This is a genomic window from Paenarthrobacter sp. YJN-5 (genome assembly GCF_015040095.1).
Classification (GTDB): domain Bacteria; phylum Actinomycetota; class Actinomycetes; order Actinomycetales; family Micrococcaceae; genus Arthrobacter; species Arthrobacter ureafaciens.
The window spans coordinates 1,678,202-1,696,647 of sequence record NZ_CP053544.1 but is presented as its reverse complement, the minus strand read 5'-3'; the positions used below and the strand labels follow the sequence as shown (position 1 = coordinate 1,696,647).

Below are 18,446 nucleotides of genomic sequence, written 5' to 3'. Positions count from 1 at the left end.
CTATTCTTTCACTCTTCGGTGGCCGTCTTCGCCAGCACCGCGCTCGTGGCCCGTTCCTTGCCGTTGAGGTCGAAGTGCGTGGTGATGTCCCGCCACTTGCCGGCACGCCCCAACATGCCGGCTATCCACCCGGCTTGGACTTCGGCGTGTTCCATCACGAAGTACCCCCCTGGTTTCAGCAGGCGGGCCGCCGAGGCCGCTGCCGCCGTCGGAAGTTCCATGCCGTCCGCTCCCCCGCCGTACAGGGCTTCAGGGGGATCGTGCAACGCCACTTCCGGTTCATTCGGGATAGCTTCGGCGGGTATGTAGGGCGGATTGGAGACGACGGCGTCAAAGGTTCCGTCATGTTCGGCCAAGGCATCCCGCAGGTCTCCCTCAATGAGGATGACTCCCAAGGGCTCGAGGTTCCTTGCGGCCCAGGCATAAGCCAAGTGGCTGAACTCCACCGCGTGGACTTCCGAACCCGGCACTTCGTGTGCAATGGAGCCCGCGATGGCACCTGAGCCGGTGCCGAGGTCCGCTACTTTGGGACGGTCAAGAGAGGCGATCCGGTCGATGACCAGTTGCACCACGGATTCAGTCTCTGGCCGGGGAACAAAAACACCGGGGCCGACGTGCAGTTCCAGGTGCCGGAAATAGGCGACGCCGGTAATGTGCTGCAGCGGGACGCGCGAGGCACGTTCGGCCACCAGGGAGGCGTAGCCCTCGGGAGCCGGGGTGGTGCCCAACAGCATGGCCCGGAGCCGCCCCAAACCGACGCCGAGCAGATGGTCGGCCAGCAATTCCGCGTCGACGCGCGGACTGGGGACTCCAGCGTCGGCCAGAACGGCTGTGGCCTCGCGAACCGCGTCCGCGAGGCTCTGGCCAGGGTGAAACGACATGGTTACCTGCGTCCGGCTGCTATTCGCCGATGGCGTCCAGGCGCGACTGTTCATCCATCTCAATGGCGGATTGGATGACCGGTTCCAAGTCACCGTTCATGACGGCGTCCAGGTTGTATGCCTTGTAGCCAGTGCGGTGGTCGGCGATGCGGTTTTCCGGGAAGTTGTACGTACGGATGCGCTCGGAACGGTCCATGGTGCGGATCTGGGACTTGCGCTGTTCGGAGTTGGCAGCGTCGATTTGCTCCTGCTGGTGGGCCAGGAGGCGGGCACGGAGCACGCGCATGGCGGCTTCACGGTTCTGCAACTGCGATTTCTCGTTCTGCATGGCCACAACGATGCCCGTCGGCAAGTGGGTGATGCGGACAGCGGAGTCGGTGGTGTTGACCGACTGTCCACCCGGTCCGGACGAACGGTAAACGTCGATCTTGAGATCGTTTTGGTTGATCTCGATTTCCTCGGGCTCGTCCACTTCGGGAAGCACCAGGACACCGGCGGCGGACGTGTGGATGCGGCCCTGGGACTCCGTGACCGGAACACGCTGCACGCGGTGGACGCCGCCCTCGAACTTGAGGCGGGCAAAGACACCCTCAGCGGGATCGTTGGAGTTGCCCTTGATGGCCACGGAAACGTCCTTATAGCCGCCCAGGTCCGATTCCGTGGCGGATATCATTTCCGTTTTCCAGCCGCGGGATTCGGCGTAACGCATGTACATGCGCAGGAGGTCACCGGCGAACAACGCTGCCTCGTCGCCGCCTTCACCGCCCTTTACTTCCAGGATGACGTTGCGGGCGTCGTCAGGATCGCGGGGAATCAGCAACCGGCGCAGCCGCTCCTGGGCCGCGGGGATCTGCTCCTCGATCTGGTCCACCTCGGCAGCAAAGTCGGGGTCCTCGGCAGCCATTTCCTTGGCCGCTTCGAGGTCATCATTGAGTCCGCGCCACTTGTTGTACGCCTCCACGATGCCCTGAAGCTGGGCAGACCGCCGCCCCAACTTACGGGCCAGCGACTGATCGGCGTAGACAGCAGGATCGCTCAACCGGGCCTGGATGGCAGCATGCTCATCCAACAGTCCCTGTACGGACTCAAACATTCTCAAACCTCTTTCGACTTGTACAAGTCTAATAACTGCATCGTGTGGTCACTGACAGCCCATGGAAGGTGGGCCGAACGCAGACGAGCCGCTGATTCTGCTGCCCCGGGAGTGGCTTCGGGCCTGCCGGAGCCGGGCGGCTTGGGATCGGAGATCGCAAGCCGCCCGGCGAAGGGGCGGGGGCAGCAGAATCAGCGGCTCACCAGAGCAGCTATTTGTCGTTGTCCGACTTCGCTCCAAGCGTCGTCTTCTGGACCTGCATGAGGAACTCGACGTTGCTTTGCGTTTCCCGGATCTTGTTGGTCAGCAGTTCAAGGCTCTGCTGCTGTTCCAGGCCGGAGAGGACCCTGCGCAGCTTCCACATGATCTTGACCTCTTCCGGGGAGAGCAGGTTCTCTTCGCGGCGGGTACCGGAGGCGTTGACGTCCACGGCCGGGAAGATGCGCTTGTCAGCCAGCTGGCGGGACAGGCGCAGTTCCATGTTGCCGGTGCCCTTGAACTCTTCGAAGATGACCTCGTCCATCTTGGAACCGGTCTCCACGAGGGCCGTTGCCAGGATGGTCAGCGAACCGCCGTTTTCGATGTTGCGGGCGGCGCCGAAGAAGCGCTTGGGCGGGTACAGGGCTGCGGAATCCACACCACCGGACAGGATACGTCCGGAGGCCGGGGCTGCGAGGTTGTACGCACGTCCGAGGCGGGTCATGGAATCGAGGAGGACAACAACATCCATGCCCATTTCAACGAGGCGCTTGGCACGCTCGATCGAAAGTTCGGCGACCGTGGTGTGGTCGTCTGCAGGCCGGTCGAAGGTGGAGGCAATGACCTCACCCTTGACGGTGCGCTGCATGTCGGTGACTTCTTCAGGGCGTTCGTCAACCAGCACCATCATGAGGTGGACCTCAGGATTGTTGGTGGTGATGGCATTCGCGATGGACTGCAGGATCAGCGTCTTGCCGGCCTTGGGCGGGGAGACGATGAGGCCACGCTGGCCCTTGCCGATGGGAGCCACGAGGTCGATGACACGGGGGCCGATCTTCTTCGGGTCCGTTTCGAGGCGGAGTCGCTCCGAGGGGTAGAGCGGCACAAGCTTGGCGAATTCAACGCGGTCCTTGAGCTCCTCGGGAGTCTTGCCGTTTACCGACGTGACCCGGACCAGGGCGTTGAACTTCTGGCGGGACGACTGCTGGTTGCGGTCTTCGCCTTCGCGCGGCGCACGGATGGCACCGACCACGGCGTCGCCCTTGCGCAGGTTGTACTTCTTGACCTGGGCGAGCGATACGTAAACATCGTTGGCTCCCGGAAGGTAGCCGGAGGTGCGGATGAACGCGTAGTTCTCCAGGACGTCCAGGATGCCGGCGACGGGCAGCAGCACGTCGTCTTCAGTGACCTCGACGTCGTCTACGTCCGGTCCCTGGGAACGTCCGCGGCGGCGCTCATTGCGGTCACGGAAGCGTTCGCTGCGGCTGTTGCCGTCGCGGCTGTCCTGGCCTCGGCGGTCGTTCTGCTCGTTGCGGTCGCGACGGTTGCGGCGGTTGCGGCGGTTGCCGCCGTCTTCGCCATCGTTGTCGTCACGGCGGTTGCGGGAGTTGTCGCGGCGTTCACGCTGCGGCTGTTCACCGGCTTCAGCCTGTTCGCGCTGCTCGGCACGGCCTTCACGCTGGTCGGCGCGGCTTTCGCGGCCTTCACGCTGCTCTGCACGGCTGTCGCGGCCTTCACGGTCAGCGCGCTGTTCAGCGGACCGCTGCTCGGCCTGCTGCTCCGTACGCGGTTCGGCAGCGGGTGCCTCTGCGGCCTCGGCTGCAGCGACGGCTTCACCACGACGGCGGTTGCGGGTGCGGGGCTGACGGCGCTCGGCAGGAGCTTCCGCGGTTTCGGCCGCAGGAGCGGCCGTTTCTTCGGTACGTGCGGCTTCAGCGGCGGGAGCCGATCCAGCCTCTGCCGTTGCCGCAGCGGCGGCTTCGGCCGCAGCCACGACGCCATCGCTGCTTGCCCGGCGGCTGCGTCCACGTCCCCGTCGCGGAGCTTCCTGGGGAGCTGCTTCGCCGGCGGTTTCGACTGCGGGAGCCGACTTTTCCGGCTGCTGCTCAACGGCAGGAGCTTCCTTGGGGGCAGCTGCAGCGCTTCCCTTCGACGGCGCCTTGGCAGGCGCCTTGGTGGCTGGCGTGCCGGCACGGTGGGCGGAAATTGCGTTGACAAGGTCACCCTTGCGCATCCGTGATCCCCCGGAAATGCCCAACTGGCTGGCAAGAGCCTGGAGTTGGGCGAGCTTCAAGCCGGCAAGGCCGCTGCTCTTGGTGGTTGCGGCCGTTGACGACTCGGCAGCAGAAGATGTGGTGTCCACAGCTGAAGCCAGCTCAGTGGTTTCTGTCACGAAGGATCCTTCCCCCTCGACGGCGTCCGGAGCGAGAGCCGGACGCGATGATTTGTTCCGGGCTGCAGTTCAGATCTGCAGCCTATGGTTTCGGCCGTGCCTGATGGATTGTGGCCAACAGGGCCGGATACTGATCGTCTTCACTGGATCCAGTTGCCCGGACAACCGGCTGACTTAATCAGGGAACAGAGAGAGTTCTGCGGCACCTGAGACAGGCCGGAAAGAGACGGCACCGCCAGACGTTGGTGCAGTTGACGAAAGGGTACGGCGATACTGCCGAGATCCAAAATCAGGGAACTGCCCGCGGCTTTACCGCCGGTGCACTTCCACTCTAGCACCTTCAACGTCCACAGCCAGCGTCATCACGCGCCAAGCAACGTCGGGTGTGTTGGCCGAAGTAAAGGCGTCGATGTGGGCGGTGACTGCTGCGGCCTCGGCCTCGCCGTTGGCGAGCACCATGACAGTTGGTCCTGCACCGGACACGACGGCGGCGAACCCGGCTGAGCGCAGGGAGGAAATCAGGTTGGCGCTCGGGCGCATTGCCTCCGCCCGGTAGCTCTGGTGGAGGTAATCCTCAGTACCCGGGAGCAGCAGCTCCGGCTTGCTGGTCAGGGCATGGACCAGCAACGCTGCCCGACCCGAGTTCATGGCTGCGGCATGGTGCCCCACCGAGGCGGGAAGTAGGCCACGCGCAGTTTCGGTGGAGAGCTCAAAATCCGGAACGGCCACGACGGGAACCACTGATGCCGCGACATCCGCACGCGTGCTGCTGTACTGCTCGCTGTCCTGCCATGACAGCGCCAATCCGCCGAAAATTGCGGGTGCGACGTTGTCAGGGTGGCCTTCAATCTCGCTGGTCAACTGCAGGATCCAGTCACGGTCCTGGCGGGCCTCGTACGGAACCATGGCGTTGGCAGCGGTCACGGCAGCAACCACGGCGGAGGCGGAAGAACCCAGGCCACGGCCATGCGGGTTGACGTTCTCGGCAATGATCTTCAACCCGTTGCGCTGGAACCCGAGCCGGTCCAGGGCGAGGTCGATGGCGCGGACCACCAAGTGGGAGGAGTCCCGCGGAAGTGTTTCCGCTCCCTCTCCGGAGAGCTCGAACTCGAGCTCTCCGGAGGAAAGGGTTTCCACGGTCAGGGTGTCGTAGATGGACAAGGCCAGGCCGAGGCTGTCGTAGCCGGGGCCAAGGTTGGCGCTCGTACCGGGCACCCTGACCGTCAGGCGCTGGCCGGCCGCGACCTCTGTTCGATCAGTCGCGGTGGGCTGCGTTGTTTCCACTCTTACTTTTCTTCCAGTCCCAGTTCTGCTGCAACAGTGACGACGTCGTTGGGCACCTTGACCGGCTGGACATCGCTGCCGTCCTCGGTACGCAGGGCCCACTGCGGGTCTTTCAGGCCGTGGCCGGTGACGGTGATGACGATCTTCTTGCCGGACGGCACCTCACCTGCGGCGTGCTTCTTGATCAGGCCGGCGACGCCTGCGGCCGAGCCGGGCTCAACGAAGACGCCTTCCTTGGACGAGAGCCAACGGTGGGCGGCGAGGATTTCCTCGTCCGTCACGGCCTCGATCAAGCCGCCCGATTCGTCGCGGGCCGCAACAGCGGTTTCCCACGAGGCCGGATTGCCGATGCGGATGGCCGTGGCAATGGTGTCCGGCTCGGTGATGGGATGGCCGGCGACGAAGGGGGCGGCACCGGCTGCCTGGAAGCCCCACATGGCAGGGGTCTTGGTAGAGACTGCGGCCAGCGTGCCGTTGGGGGTCTCGAAGGGGGCGGAGTACTCCTTGTAGCCCTTCCAGTAAGCACTGATGTTGCCGGCGTTGCCTACGGGCAGGACGTGGATGTCCGGAGCGTCGCCCAAAGAGTCCACCACTTCGAAAGCACCGGTCTTCTGGCCCTGGATACGGGCAGGGTTCACCGAATTCACCAGGAACACCGGGTAGGACTCGCCCAGCTTCCGCGCGATGTCCAGGCAGTTGTCAAAGTTGCCGTCAACCTGCAGCAGCGTGGCACCGTGCGCGATGGCCTGGCTCAGCTTGCCCATGGAAATCTTGCCCTCGGGAACCAGGACAGCGCATTTGAGGCCGGCGGCCGTCGCGTAGGCAGCTGCCGAAGCGGAGGTGTTGCCGGTGGAAGCACACACAACGGCCTTGGCCCCGGCCTCTACCGCAGCCGTCATGGCCATGGTCATGCCACGGTCCTTGAAGGAACCGGTGGGGTTCATGCCTTCGACCTTGAGGTAGACCTCGGAGCCGGTGAGCTCGGAAAGCTTCTGCGCGTGGACAAGCGGCGTACCGCCCTCGCCGAGGGTAATGACCTTCGTGGCTTCCGTTACAGGCAAACGATCAGCGTATTCGCGGATTACTCCGCGCCATTGGTGAGCCACTTAGACCCCTTCTACCCGCAGTACGGATGTCACAGAATTGATAACGTCAAGGCCCTTCACGGCCTCGACGGTTGCTGCAAGTGCAGCTTCGGATGCACGGTGCGTCACGATCTTCAGCTCAGCCGACTCCACAGCGGACGAAGCGTCCCGGTGGATCGTCTGGCGCATGATCTCGATGGAGACGCCGTTCTCCGCGAAAATGTGGGCGATGCGGGCCAGGACCCCGGGTTGGTCGGCGACGTCGAGGCCAATGTAATAGCTGGTAGTCGAGGCTTCCACGGGAAGGGGCTGGACGTAACCGGTTGTCGTCTCTGTGCGTCCCGGGCCGCCCAGGACGAGGCGGCGCGCGGCCGACACGAGGTCGCCCAGTACGGCGGAGGCAGTTGGCGTTCCGCCTGCCCCCTGGCCGTAGAACATCAGCTCTCCAGCGTTCTCGGCCTCAATGAATACCGCGTTGAAGGCGCCGCGGACGGCTGCCAGCGGGTGCTCGCGCGGCAGCAGCGTGGGATGCACGCGCACTGAGATGCCGCTGCCGTTGTCCGGGGACTCGATCTTTTCGGCGATGGCCAGGAGCTTGATGACAAAGCCGGCTTCCTTGGCGGAGGCGATGTCCGAGGCCGTGACCTTGGTGATGCCTTCGCAATAGACGTCGTCCAGTGAGAAGCGGGTGTGGAAGGACAGCGATGCAAGGATCGCGGCCTTCGCGGCAGCGTCATGCCCTTCGACGTCGGCCGTGGGATCGGCCTCGGCGTAGCCAAGGCGCTGGGCCTCGGCCAAGGCGTCGGCGAACTGGGCACCCGTGGTGTCCATCTGGTCCAGGATGAAGTTGGTGGTGCCGTTGACGATGCCCAGGACGCGCGTGATGCGATCGCCGGAAAGGCTGTCCCGGATGGGCCGCAGGATGGGAATGGCTCCGGCCACGGCGGCCTCATAGGAAAGCTGGACGCCTGCCTTGTCCGCTTCTTCGTACAGCGTCGGTCCGTCCTGCGCCAGGAGCGCCTTGTTGCCGGTCACGACGCAGGCACCGTTGCGGACGGCAGTCAGGATCAGCGAGCGGGCAGGCTCAATCCCGCCCATGAGTTCAATGACAAGGTCCGCGTCTTTGACGAGGGTCTCTGCGTCGGTTGTGAAGAGCTCCCTCGGCAGCTCGACGTCGCGCGGGGTGTCGATGTTCCGCACGGCAATACCGGACAGTTCCAGTCGGGCGCCGCTGCGGGCGGCGAGGGCGTCGGCGTCGTCAATAAGAATCCGCGCGACCTGGGCCCCCACGTTGCCACAGCCCAGCAGGGCCACCTTCAGGTTTCGCACTTCAGACATTCGCCACTCCCATGTCGCGGTTCAAGAGATCTTCTTCGGTTTCCCCGCGGACAATCAGCCTGGCGGCCCCATCGCGCACTGCGACGACGCCCGGCCGGGCAAGGTAGTTGTAGTTGCTGGAGAGGGCCCAGCAGTAGGCGCCGGTACCCGGTACTGCGAGCAAATCACCGGCTGCCACGTCCGCGGGCAGATATACATCTCTAACAACTATGTCGCCGCTCTCGCAATGTTTGCCCACTACGCGGGACAGCTGCGGCTCCTCCACAGAGCCGCGGGACGCCAAAACTGCCGAATAATCCGCGTCGTACAGCACCGGGCGGGGGTTGTCGCTCATGCCCCCGTCCACCGACACATAACGGCGCGGATACGTAACGTTTCCGTCCCCGTCCTGGCCGTTTCCGGAATCAACGCGGACGGTTTTGAGCGTACCCACCTCGTACAGGGTGAAGGTTGTGCTGCCAACGATGGCCCGGCCGGGCTCTATGGAAATCCGCGGGGCTTCCATGCCGAGTTCGGCACACGTAGCGCGGACGACGGCGGCCATTGCCTCTGCGATCTCCGCCGCGGGCCGCGGGGTGTCCACGGGCGTGTAGGCGATTCCGTAACCGCCGCCAAGATCAAGTTCCGGCATGACAATGCCGTACTTGCCCTGCATGGCGGCCTGGAAGGCGAGCAGCTTCTGCGCCGCCAGGGCGAATCCGTCCGGTTCGAAGATCTGCGAACCGATGTGGCAGTGCAGGCCCAGCAGTTCAATGCCGGGAGCGGAGACCGCAGCGGCGACTGCTTCTTCCGCCGCAGACAGCCCTGCTTCACCGGTGGTGTCCCCGGCCATCGACAAGCCGAATTTCTGGTCTTCGTGGGCGGTGGCAATGAACTCGTGCGTGTGTGCGTGCACCCCGGGAGTGAGTCGCAGCATGATTTTGGCTGCTTCTCCGCGTCCGGAGGCAATCCGCGCGATCCGCTGGAGTTCATCGAGGCTGTCCACCACGATGCGGCCAACCTTCATGTCCAACGCGCGGTTGATCTCGGCGTCGGACTTGTTGTTGCCGTGCAGGCTCAACTTGCTGCCGGGAATTCCGGCCCTGGCAGCAACCGCCAGTTCACCGCCGGAGCAGGTATCCAGGCGGAGGCCCTCCTCCGCAACCCACTGGGCAACGGCCGTGCACAGGAAGGACTTGCCGGCGTAGTAAACGTCCACTCCCCCGCAAATGTCCGCGAAAGCCGCATCGAAGGCGTCCTTGAACCCGCGTGCGCGAACGCGGAAGTCCGTTTCGCTCATGACGAAGAGCGGTGTGCCGAACTGTTCCTTCAGTTCGCTGACGGTAATACCGTCAATGGCAACCTCGCCTTCCGCAGCACGGCCGACGCCCGCCGCCCACAGGGGTTCCTGCAGGGCGTTCAAATCCTCCGGCACGGCGAGCCACTCCGGAGCAAGCGGGGACGCGTGTGAAGCCTTGGTGGTCATCGCTTACATCCGTTCCGGCGCCGAAACGCCCAGCAGTTCGAGTCCGTTGGCCAGCACCTGGCTCGTGGCGTCATTGAGCCACAAACGGGTGCGGTTGACGTCCTGTACGGGTTCCTCGCCCTGCGGCGAGACGCGGCAGGCGTCGTACCAGCGGTGATAGGCGCCGGCAATAACTTCGAGGTGGCGTGCTACGCGGTGGGGTTCGCGCAACTCGGCTGCCTTGGCAACGATCGAAGGGTAGCTGCCAAGGTAGGAGAGCAACTCGTTCTCGGTCGCGTGGTCCAGCAGCGAGGCATCGAAAACGGACCGGTCAACGCCCGCCTCGGCTGCGTTCCTGGCTGTTCCACGGGAACGGGCGTGCGCGTACTGGACGTAGAACACGGGGTTCTCATTGCTGTTCTTCTTGAGCAACTCCGGATCAAGCGTCAGCGGCGAGTCCGCAGGGAACCGGGCCAGCGAGTAGCGGACTGCGTCCTTTCCAAGCCAGGAAATGAGGTCCTTAAGTTCGATGATGTTGCCTGCACGCTTGGACAGCTTGGCGCCGTTGACCGATACCAACTGGCCGATCAGGACCTCGATGTTGGTGTCGGGATTGTCCCCTGCGCAGGCGGCAATGGCCTTCAGGCGGTTGATGTAGCCGTGGTGGTCCGCACCCAGGAGGTAGATCTTCTCAATGAAGCCGCGGTCCTTCTTGGAGAGGTAGTAGGCGGCGTCGGCAGCGAAGTAGGTGGGTTCCCCGTTGGCGCGGATCATGACACGGTCCTTGTCATCCCCGAAGTCGGTGGTCCGCAGCCACACCGCACCGCCATCGTCGAACACATGGCCCTGCTCGCGGAGGCGCGCGACGGCGGCTTCGATCGCACCGACGTCGTGGAGGTCCTTCTCGGAGAAGTAGACGTCGAACTCCACGCCGAAATCGGCAAGGGTGCTCTTGATGTCAGCCATCTGGGCCTCGTAGGCGGCCGCCCGGATAACGGGCAGTGCGGCCTCGTCCGTGAGCTCCCTGATTCCCGGGTGTGCCTTCAGAACTTCGTCGCCGAGTTCCCGGATGTACTCGCCCGGATAACCGCCGTCCGGCACGTCCCGGCCGTGGAGGCGGGACAGCACGGAATGGGCGAAGACGTTCATCTGCGAGCCGGCGTCGTTGATGTAGTACTCAGCCGTCACATCCGCTCCGGAGGCGCGCAGGACACGGGCAATCGAATCACCGAGGGCGGCCCAGCGGGTGTGCCCGATGTGCAGGGGGCCGGTGGGGTTGGCGGAAACGAATTCCATGTTGATGACATGGCCTGCGAGCGCCTTGTTGGTGCCGTATTCGGCACCGGCCTCAACGATGGCCTTCGCCAAAGCTCCCGCGGCGGCGGCGTCCACTGTGATGTTCAGGAACCCCGGGCCCGCGATTTCCACCGCTGTTACGCCCGGAATCTCAGTCAGCCTGCGGCTCAGGAGCCCGGCAAATTCGCGGGGATTCGTGCCTGCCTTCTTGGCAAGTTGCAGGGCGATGTTGGTGGCCCAGTCTCCGTGATCCCGGTTCTTGGGTCGCTCCACCCGGACGTCATCGGGGACGGCGGATTCGGCCAGTGCGATTTCACCGGCGGCAACAGCGTCCTTCAGGCAAGTGGATATGGCAGCAGAGAGTTCTTCGGGAGTCACGCATCTAGCCTACCGGGGGCCCGCAAAGTCGCGGAATTTGAGGGCGCTTATGTGGGCAACCCGACGCACAGCCGCTACACAGTTCCTTCAGGGCGGCGGCACAACGTGAACCATTACGCTGATTTCGACGTTGTTGAAACCGTAGGCACGTGGCCTTTTGGGTCACCCAACAGCACGAGCGGTCCCGCGAATACAGAACTTGTCCACACGAAATGAGCAGACCATGACCACGCCCCTCCGCAAGACCATCTACGTCGGCCTGGCCGGTATCTCAATCGCAGGCACGGCAGCGGCCTGCGCCCCGGCCACCGAGGCACCCGCCCAGACTCCGGCCACCCAGAACGGCGGACAGGCCGGCACGGCAGGTCCTTCGGGTTCCGGTGGCAGCTCCGCGGGCACTGCCGGTTCACCCTACAAGGACGGCACGTACAAGGCCGACGGGACGTACACCTCCCCCAACGGACAGGAAACGGTGGGCGTGGAGCTGACCCTTGCAGGAGGCAAAGTCTCTGCTGTCAACATCACCGAGCACCCGTCCAACCCCAACACCAGGAAGTTCCAGGGTGAATTTGCCGGCGGGATTGCCGCGCAGATTGTCGGCAAGGACATTGACCAGCTCAACGTTTCAAAAGTGGCCGGTTCGTCCCTGACCTCCGGGGGATTCAACGACGCCGTCCAGCAAATCAAGTCCCAGGCCAAGTAGGGGCCATGCCACACCCCGGCTGGAGCGTTTTCCGCTTCGAGGGCATCGGCACCTCGTGGGAGATTGCTACGCCGGATCATCTGCCGGAGCAGCTCAGGGGCGAATTACTGGAAACCGTCGCCGTTTATGACCGGACATATTCGAGGTTCCGTGCGGACTCGCTTGTGTCGCAACTCGCACAGGCCCCCGGCACCATCGCCCTCCCCGGGCATGCCGCCGGGCTTCGTGACCTGTACGCGGAGCTCTATCGCCTCAGCCGCGGTGCCATGACTCCCCTCATCGGTCCAAGCCTGGAGCGCCTGGGCTATGGCGCCGGCTACAGCCTGGTTCCTTCCGGGAGTCCCGTTGCTGCCCGTGGTTGGGAGGAACTCCTGGAATGGAATGCAACTTCGCTGACCGCCAAGGAACCGGTCATCCTGGATATCGGTGCGGCGGGAAAGGGACAGCTGGTTGATCTCCTGGCCGTGATCCTGCGTTCTCATGGCCGCACCGATTTCCTGGTCGATGGAAGCGGCGACATGCTGCACGGCGGAAGCCGGCCCGTAACTGTTGCGCTCGAGCATCCATACAACCCCAGGCAGGCGATCGGCACCGTGGAGCTGAACAATGCCGCCCTTTGCGCCTCGGCTGCCAACCGCAGGGCTTGGGGGGACGGCCTGCACCACGTCCTCGACGGAAGAACGGGGCAACCCATCCGGACCATCGTTGCTTCCTGGACCATCGCAGCAACGGCCATGGAGGCTGATGCGCTGGCCACGGCGCTCTTCATGGTGGAACCGGGCACACTCGAGGATTCCTTCGACTTCGAATGGCTCCGTGTGTTCTCCACCGGGAGTGCCACGTTTTCACCCGGTTTCGAGGGGAGACTGTTCACATGAACACCATGAAGGCCCGTTTGGACACCTGGCTGGGCCGCTTCACCATGTACCGCCTGATCCTGTGGGTCTTGGGAATCCTGGTGGCGTACAGCCTCCTGTTGAACGTGCTGGGATGGTTGACCTTCGGCCTTCCACAGATGCTGGTGCACCTGGTGCTGTGCCTGGCCCTGAGCTACGGCTCCAGCCGCCTGCTCGCGCTCCTTTTCCGGACGAAGGCCCATCCGGATTCCTCCCTCATTACCGGGCTGCTGATCTACTTCCTTTTCTGGCCAACGTTCGTCCCCACGGACATGGCCGGTGTTGCGCTTGCCTGCGTGCTGGCCAGCGCGTCCAAGTTCGCCCTGGCGTTCCGGGGGCGGCACATCTTCAACCCGGCCGCCGCAGGTGCGTTCCTTACCGGGCTGACCGGACTGAATATCGCCACGTGGTGGGCGGCAACCCCGGCAATGCTCTGGCTCTTGGTTCCGGGAGTCCTGGCTGTCCTGTACCGCATCCGGAAGTTGCTGATGGCCGGCGTTTTCATGGTGGTCGCAACAGGCGTCGTGTTTGCGGAATTGGTGAGCCGCAGCATGACCGTCGGGCAGGCGTTGTGGCAACCCCTGGCGCAACGGCCCCTGCTGTTCTTTGCCGGTTTCATGCTCTCCGAGCCGCTCACTCTGCCACCGCGCCGGTGGCAGCAACTCGGGCTCGCCGCCGTCGTCGGGATTGTTTTCGCAGTTCCTTACAACCTTGGCTTCGTGGCCAACTCTCCGGAACTGGCGCTGCTGGTGGGTAACCTCGCAGCTTTCTTCCTCGGCCAGCGGGGCCGCGTGGAACTGGTGTTCAAGGGTTCCAGACCGCTGACACCGGGCACCACCGAGTTCCGTTTCGAGCCGCAACGTCCCGTCCGGTACGCCGCAGGCCAGTTCATGGAGCTGAACCTGCCGCATCCGGACCGCAATGGGAAGGGCATGCGTCGGGTCTTCAGCATCACGAGCCCTCCCGGGGCGCCTGAAGTAACGTTCGGCGTTGGCACCGGAGAACCGCTGTCCCCGGCCAAGAAGACGCTGCTGGGCCTGCAGCCCGGCGACACGGTGGGCGCCACCGCCGTCGGCGGCGATTTCCTGCTGCCGCGCGACCCGGGAGCCCCGGTCCTCCTGATCGCGGCGGGCATCGGGATCACCCCTTTCCTGTCCCAGCTGGCGTCCGGCGGGGAGCGGGATACCGTGGTGCTGTATTTGGCCCGGAGCCGCGCCGAGCTGGCCGCCTGTGAACAGTTGGAAAAGTCCGGGGCCCGGGTGGTTGCGCGGCTTGCGGACGGTTCGGCTCCGCCGGAGTTCATGGACGACGCCGGTACGCCCCGCATCGACGCAAGGCGCCTTCAGGAGCTGGTTCCGGATATCCGGGACCGCGCCGTCTATATTTCCGGCTCCCCGAAGAACGTCCAGGACCTGCGGGGGGTGGCCCAGGCAGCAGGGGCCAGGAAGATCCACGTGGATTCCTTTGCCGGATACTGAGGCCGGGCGGCAGTTTTCCTTTGCGACGCGCGTACTGCTAAGCTCTAGGACGTCCCACCGGCAACGGAGGGAACCCCGGTTGCCCTCGTAGCTCAGGGGATAGAGCGTCTGCCTCCGGAGCAGAAGGCCGTAGGTTCGAATCCTATCGAGGGCACAGTAAATACCCCGCCAGTGCAGCTGGCGGGGTATTTTTCTTTTCCCGCGGTGATCCCCGGCGGAAGACAACCCGGGTGACCGCTATCACTTCAAGGCTTGCCGGAGCGCACCCGAAGAAAATGTCAGCGCCCGAACCTAGGCTGATCACAGTAGCCAACCGCCTCGCGCGGGCCGCTGACAACAAAGGGGTATACCGTGATCTGTTCCATCGTCCCTCCTTACCTGCTTCGGCGCCTTGCGGCCCAGGATGAACCGCGGCTGCGTGCCGTAGCTGTGGCAGCCAAGGAATCCCTGCTGCACATCAAGGAGCTGCAGGCAGTCAGGTCGGCGCCCGCGCCCGCAGCCCGCCCGGCGGCCCGGCAAGCCCGCCCGGGTGGTCCCCACCGGACGATCTACGACGCCCAAGGGGTGGAGCAGCTGCCGGGAAAACTGGTCCGCAAGGAAGGCGCTGCCGCCACCGGCGATGTAGCGGCGGACGAAGCCTATGAGGGCCTGGGCAGCACGTACAGCCTTTACGCGGACGTCTTTGGCCGGGACTCAATCGACGGCGCAGGGCTCCCGCTGGACGCTACTGTCCACTACGGGAGGCTGTATGACAACGCCTTCTGGGATGGGCAGCAGATGGTTTTCGGCGACGGCGACGGGGAGGTTTTCCAGCGTTTCACCAAGTCCCTCAGCGTCATCGGACACGAACTGGCCCACGGCGTCACCCAGTTCACCGCGGGTTTGGCCTACCGCAACCAGGCCGGTGCCCTGAACGAGTCCATGTCGGATGTCTTCGGGGTCCTGGTGGAACAGTACTTCAAGAAGCAAAGCGCTTCGGAAGCCAACTGGTTGATCGGCGAGGGCCTGTTCACCAACCACGTGCAGGGCGTCGCGCTGCGGTCCATGATGGCTCCGGGCACCGCATACGATGACGACGTTCTGGGCAAGGATCCGCAACCCGATTCCATGGACACCTACGTCCGCACCAGCGCGGACAACGGCGGGGTCCACATCAATTCGGGCATACCCAACAAGGCGTTCTACGTGGTCGCTTCAGAGCTCGGCGGCAACGCCTGGGAGGCTCCGGCACAGATCTGGTACGGGACCCTGACCAGCGGCACCCTGCCACCTGCCTGCACCTTCGGCAAGTTCGCACGGACCACGCTGGCAACAGCGGAGGAACTGTTCGGTGCGGGGTCGGCGGAGCATGACGCCGTCCGCAAGGCGTGGGACACTGTGAAGGTCAGGGTTTAGCCCAGCCTGCGGGACTTCCATCCTTGCGGCAGTCTTGCCTGGGCAACCACCGGAGCGTCGAGCAGGATCAGCCGGACATGAAGATAACCGTCCAACGCAGTGGGGGCATAGCAGCCATGACCCGCGTCTGGAGCGTGGACGCGGCCTCCCCCGACCAGAAGGAACGCTGGCTCCCGATCGTGGAAGCCTGCCCGTGGGAAGAAGCCAAGAGCCGGGCACTGACAAGCAACGAACCCGACCGCTTCATGTACTCAATCCGCGCGGGCCAACACCGCGCCACCCTGCCGGAGGGCGCTGTCACCGGCCCCTGGCAGGAGCTGGTGGAATGCGCCAAGGCGGAGGGCTCCGAGTCCACGGGGCGCCGGGGTACCCGCCGCTGAATCAGTTGAATGGCCGGCCGCTTTGATCGGCCCCGGGCTAGACAACCCCTGCCAACTGGCCGCGGAAGGCCCTGCGATAGCTTTGCGGACTCGTGTCCAACACCTTGGCGAAGTGGTGCCGCAGCAGGACGGAATGGCCGAACCCTGCTTCGCGGGCAACTTCGTCGATATTCAACTCCGTGGTCTCCAACAGTTCCTGGGCCCGGAGAACCCTTTGGGAGTTGAGCCAGGCAGCGGGAGTGGCGCCCGTCTCCGCCCTGAACTTACGGGCAAAAGTCCGTGGTGACATGTGGAGCCGCGCCGCGAGGTCATTGACACTGTGCTCCTGGTCGAGGTGTTGCACCATCCACCGCAGGAGCGCCTCCATGGGCGCCGAACCGCACGTGGGCATGGGCCGGTCAATGAACTGCGCCTGGCCGCCGTCACGGTGCGGAGGGACCACCATGTCCCGGGCGATGGCCGCCGCAACGTTGGCGCCCAGCTCCACCCGGACCAGGTGAAGGCACGCGTCGATGCCGGCGGCCGTTCCCGCGCTGGTGATGATGTTCCCGTCCTGGACGTAAAGGACGTTCTCGTCCACCTTGGCCCCTGGGTACTTCGCAGCGAGCTCCTGCGAGTAGCGCCAGTGCGTGGTGCAACGGCGTCCTTCCAGGAGACCCGCTTTGGCCAGGGCGAACGCCCCCGAGCAGATCGACATCACCCAAGCTCCGCGTGCCTGTGCCGCACGGAGCGCCTCATGGACGGACTCAGGAACATCGCGGTCCGCACCAAAGGGCGACATGATCACGAGGTCCGCATCAGCTGCCGCTTCCAAGCCCAGATTGACGTGCAGCGATAATCCCGACTTCATCCGCACATCGCCCGGCTCCGGCGCGCAGACCCTGAAATCAAAGGCCGGGACCCCCGCTCCGCGGTCCGACCTGTCGATGCCGAAGACCTCGAATGCAGTCCCGAACTCAAAGAGTGAAAAGTTGGGAACCACGATCACTGCTACTGATTTCAACATATTTCCAGTGTGGCAGAAATTTGTTCTTTTGGGGCATTTCTGCCACTGTTTCTTGGTCCCCGCCAAGCGCAGGATTGAGTCATGGAAATCTTCGGAATCATCCTCTTCGTAGTCCTCGTTACCGCCGTCGCAGCGACCGTCAGCGCGCTGCTCCGGGACGGCCGCGGACACTATCCTCCGGTCAACTCCAAGGAGCCCTGGAGCGCCTTCGACGCTCCCAGCAGCCCCTACTGGAACCCGCGGATTTACTGACCTGCCGGCCGTCCCTGGCAACAGGTCACAGCCCGAACCACCCAACGCCCGCCATGGCCGGAGTACTGCAGACTTCCGGAAGGCGGGCGTTCCTATGTCCAGCGGCACCCTTAATCGTGGGACGCCCTTGTGCGGGCCAGGGGAGCTTCGGCTAGATTCACCAGCATGATCCAAACCTCGGCCCGGCTCCTCCAGCTGTTGTCCCTGCTGCAGGTGCGCCGCGAATGGACCGGGCCGGCGCTGGCTGAGCGCATGGGCGTCACGGAACGTACCGTGCGCCGGGATATCGAGAAGCTGCGGAACCTCGGCTATCCCATCCATGCCTCGCCCGGCATCGCGGGCGGCTACCAACTCGGCGCCGGTGCGCAACTGCCTCCGCTGCTCCTTGACGACAATGAGGCATTGGCGGTTGCCCTTGGCCTGAACTCCGTTGCTGCCGGGCCGGTGGCCGGCATCGGCGAAGCCTCGGTGCGCGCACTGACCAAGCTCGAACAGGTGTTGCCCTCCCGGCTCCGTTCGAGGTTCGCCATGCTCAAGGGGGCCGTCACCGCACTTCCCAGCAACGCCGCTTCCGTGGACCCTCAGCAGTTGACGGTCCTGTCCTCGGCGATTGCCGACCGCCGCCAGGTGTCCTTTGACTACGTCACGTCCGAGGGCGAATCGTCCAGCCGTCTGGTGGAACCGTACAGGCTGGTTGACACGGGACGCCGTTGGTACCTCGTAGCCTGGGACGTCGGGCGCGAGGATTGGCGAACTTTCCGCGCGGACCGCATTGCGTCCCTGCCCAGCGAACGCAAGCGCTATGAACCGCGGCCGCTGCCGGCTGAGGACCTGGCCGCCTATGTCCAGCAGTCGATCACCCGCTCGCCGTACAGGTTCGACGTCGTCGTGCGGCTGCGCGCCCCGCTCGCCGAGGTTGCCGCCGTCGTCGGTCCGCACCTTGCTTCACTTACGGCAGAAAGTCCCACCAGCACCATCCTTCGCGCCGGTTGGGACAACCTGGCCGCACCGGTAGCCCAGCTGGCAGCCCTGGACATGGATTTCGAGATCATCGAACCCGCCGAGTTCTCATCGTTCGCCCTGCGCCTGTCCCGCCGGCTCAAAGCAGCGGCCGGGAACGTGACTGACGCCGCAGAGGACACTCTCCCCCGGCAGTAGACTGGCCT

16 protein-coding genes and 1 tRNA gene are annotated in these 18,446 nt (G+C 64.5%); 8 read left to right on the top strand and 9 right to left on the bottom strand.

Features of this window, described 5'->3' with window-relative positions:
• Positions 1-8 precede the first annotated feature (8 nt).
• From prmC to argS, 8 genes are all read right to left on the bottom strand, one after another.
• Positions 9-881, bottom strand: a complete 873-nt coding sequence (gene prmC / locus HMI59_RS08050) for a peptide chain release factor N(5)-glutamine methyltransferase (RefSeq protein WP_193593318.1) — start codon at positions 879-881, stop codon at positions 9-11.
• 19 nt (positions 882-900) lie between these two features.
• The gene (prfA, locus tag HMI59_RS08045) at positions 901-1,974 is read right to left on the bottom strand and encodes a peptide chain release factor 1 (RefSeq protein WP_021471006.1); all 1,074 of its coding nucleotides are present in this window, start codon (positions 1,972-1,974) and stop codon (positions 901-903) included.
• A 211-nt stretch (positions 1,975-2,185) separates the two neighbouring features.
• Positions 2,186-4,345, bottom strand: coding sequence for a transcription termination factor Rho (rho, locus tag HMI59_RS08040; RefSeq protein WP_193593317.1), 2,160 nt, complete (start codon positions 4,343-4,345; stop codon positions 2,186-2,188).
• Positions 4,346-4,654: 309 nt separating this feature from the next.
• Positions 4,655-5,629, bottom strand: a complete 975-nt coding sequence (gene thrB, locus HMI59_RS08035; protein ID WP_193593316.1) for a homoserine kinase — start codon at positions 5,627-5,629, stop codon at positions 4,655-4,657.
• A gap of 2 nt (positions 5,630-5,631) precedes the next feature.
• Positions 5,632-6,735, bottom strand: a complete 1,104-nt coding sequence (thrC, locus tag HMI59_RS08030; RefSeq protein WP_071416297.1) for a threonine synthase — start codon at positions 6,733-6,735, stop codon at positions 5,632-5,634.
• Positions 6,736-8,052 carry a homoserine dehydrogenase gene (locus tag HMI59_RS08025; RefSeq protein ID WP_021471010.1) on the bottom strand — a complete coding sequence of 439 codons (1,317 nt, stop codon included), beginning with the start codon at positions 8,050-8,052 and terminating at the stop codon, positions 6,736-6,738.
• Positions 8,045-9,517: a diaminopimelate decarboxylase gene (gene lysA / locus HMI59_RS08020; protein WP_193593315.1), complete on the bottom strand. Its 1,473-nt coding sequence runs from the start codon at positions 9,515-9,517 to the stop codon at positions 8,045-8,047. Before lysA ends, HMI59_RS08025 begins: the two co-directional genes overlap by 8 nt.
• A gap of 3 nt (positions 9,518-9,520) precedes the next feature.
• Positions 9,521-11,170, bottom strand: coding sequence for an arginine--tRNA ligase (gene argS, locus HMI59_RS08015; protein WP_021471012.1), 1,650 nt, complete (start codon positions 11,168-11,170; stop codon positions 9,521-9,523).
• 223 nt (positions 11,171-11,393) lie between these two features.
• Here argS and HMI59_RS08010 point away from each other — a divergent pair, with 223 nt between their 5' ends.
• The 6 genes from HMI59_RS08010 to HMI59_RS07985 all read left to right on the top strand — a co-directional run bounded on the left by HMI59_RS08010 (position 11,394) and on the right by HMI59_RS07985 (position 16,022).
• A complete protein-coding gene (locus HMI59_RS08010; protein ID WP_071416296.1) occupies positions 11,394-11,873 on the top strand; it encodes an FMN-binding protein in 480 nt (159 codons plus the stop codon).
• A gap of 5 nt (positions 11,874-11,878) precedes the next feature.
• Positions 11,879-12,751 carry an FAD:protein FMN transferase gene (locus tag HMI59_RS08005; protein ID WP_193593314.1) on the top strand — a complete coding sequence of 291 codons (873 nt, stop codon included), beginning with the start codon at positions 11,879-11,881 and terminating at the stop codon, positions 12,749-12,751.
• A complete protein-coding gene (locus HMI59_RS08000; protein WP_193593313.1) occupies positions 12,748-14,247 on the top strand; it encodes an FAD-dependent oxidoreductase in 1,500 nt (499 codons plus the stop codon). Before HMI59_RS08005 ends, HMI59_RS08000 begins: the two co-directional genes overlap by 4 nt.
• An 81-nt stretch (positions 14,248-14,328) precedes the next feature.
• Positions 14,329-14,401: transfer RNA gene (locus HMI59_RS07995), tRNA-Arg, on the top strand.
• Positions 14,402-14,598: 197 nt separating this feature from the next.
• Positions 14,599-15,642: a M4 family metallopeptidase gene (locus tag HMI59_RS07990; protein ID WP_227471573.1), complete on the top strand. Its 1,044-nt coding sequence runs from the start codon at positions 14,599-14,601 to the stop codon at positions 15,640-15,642.
• Positions 15,643-15,719: 77 nt separating this feature from the next.
• Entirely contained in the window at positions 15,720-16,022 is a 303-nt protein-coding gene (locus tag HMI59_RS07985; protein ID WP_021471017.1) for a protealysin inhibitor emfourin, read from the top strand.
• 37 nt (positions 16,023-16,059) lie between these two features.
• On the opposite strand, the gene HMI59_RS07980 is transcribed toward HMI59_RS07985, so the two are convergent.
• Positions 16,060-17,028: a GlxA family transcriptional regulator gene (locus HMI59_RS07980; protein ID WP_021471018.1), complete on the bottom strand. Its 969-nt coding sequence runs from the start codon at positions 17,026-17,028 to the stop codon at positions 16,060-16,062.
• Positions 17,029-17,109: 81 nt separating this feature from the next.
• Here HMI59_RS07980 and HMI59_RS07975 point away from each other — a divergent pair, with 81 nt between their 5' ends.
• Together HMI59_RS07975 and HMI59_RS07970 are read left to right on the top strand one after the other, a co-directional pair.
• Positions 17,110-17,280, top strand: a complete 171-nt coding sequence (locus tag HMI59_RS07975) for a hypothetical protein (RefSeq protein WP_021471019.1) — start codon at positions 17,110-17,112, stop codon at positions 17,278-17,280.
• A gap of 165 nt (positions 17,281-17,445) precedes the next feature.
• Positions 17,446-18,438, top strand: coding sequence for a YafY family protein (locus HMI59_RS07970; RefSeq protein ID WP_021471020.1), 993 nt, complete (start codon positions 17,446-17,448; stop codon positions 18,436-18,438).
• Positions 18,439-18,446 lie beyond the last annotated feature (8 nt).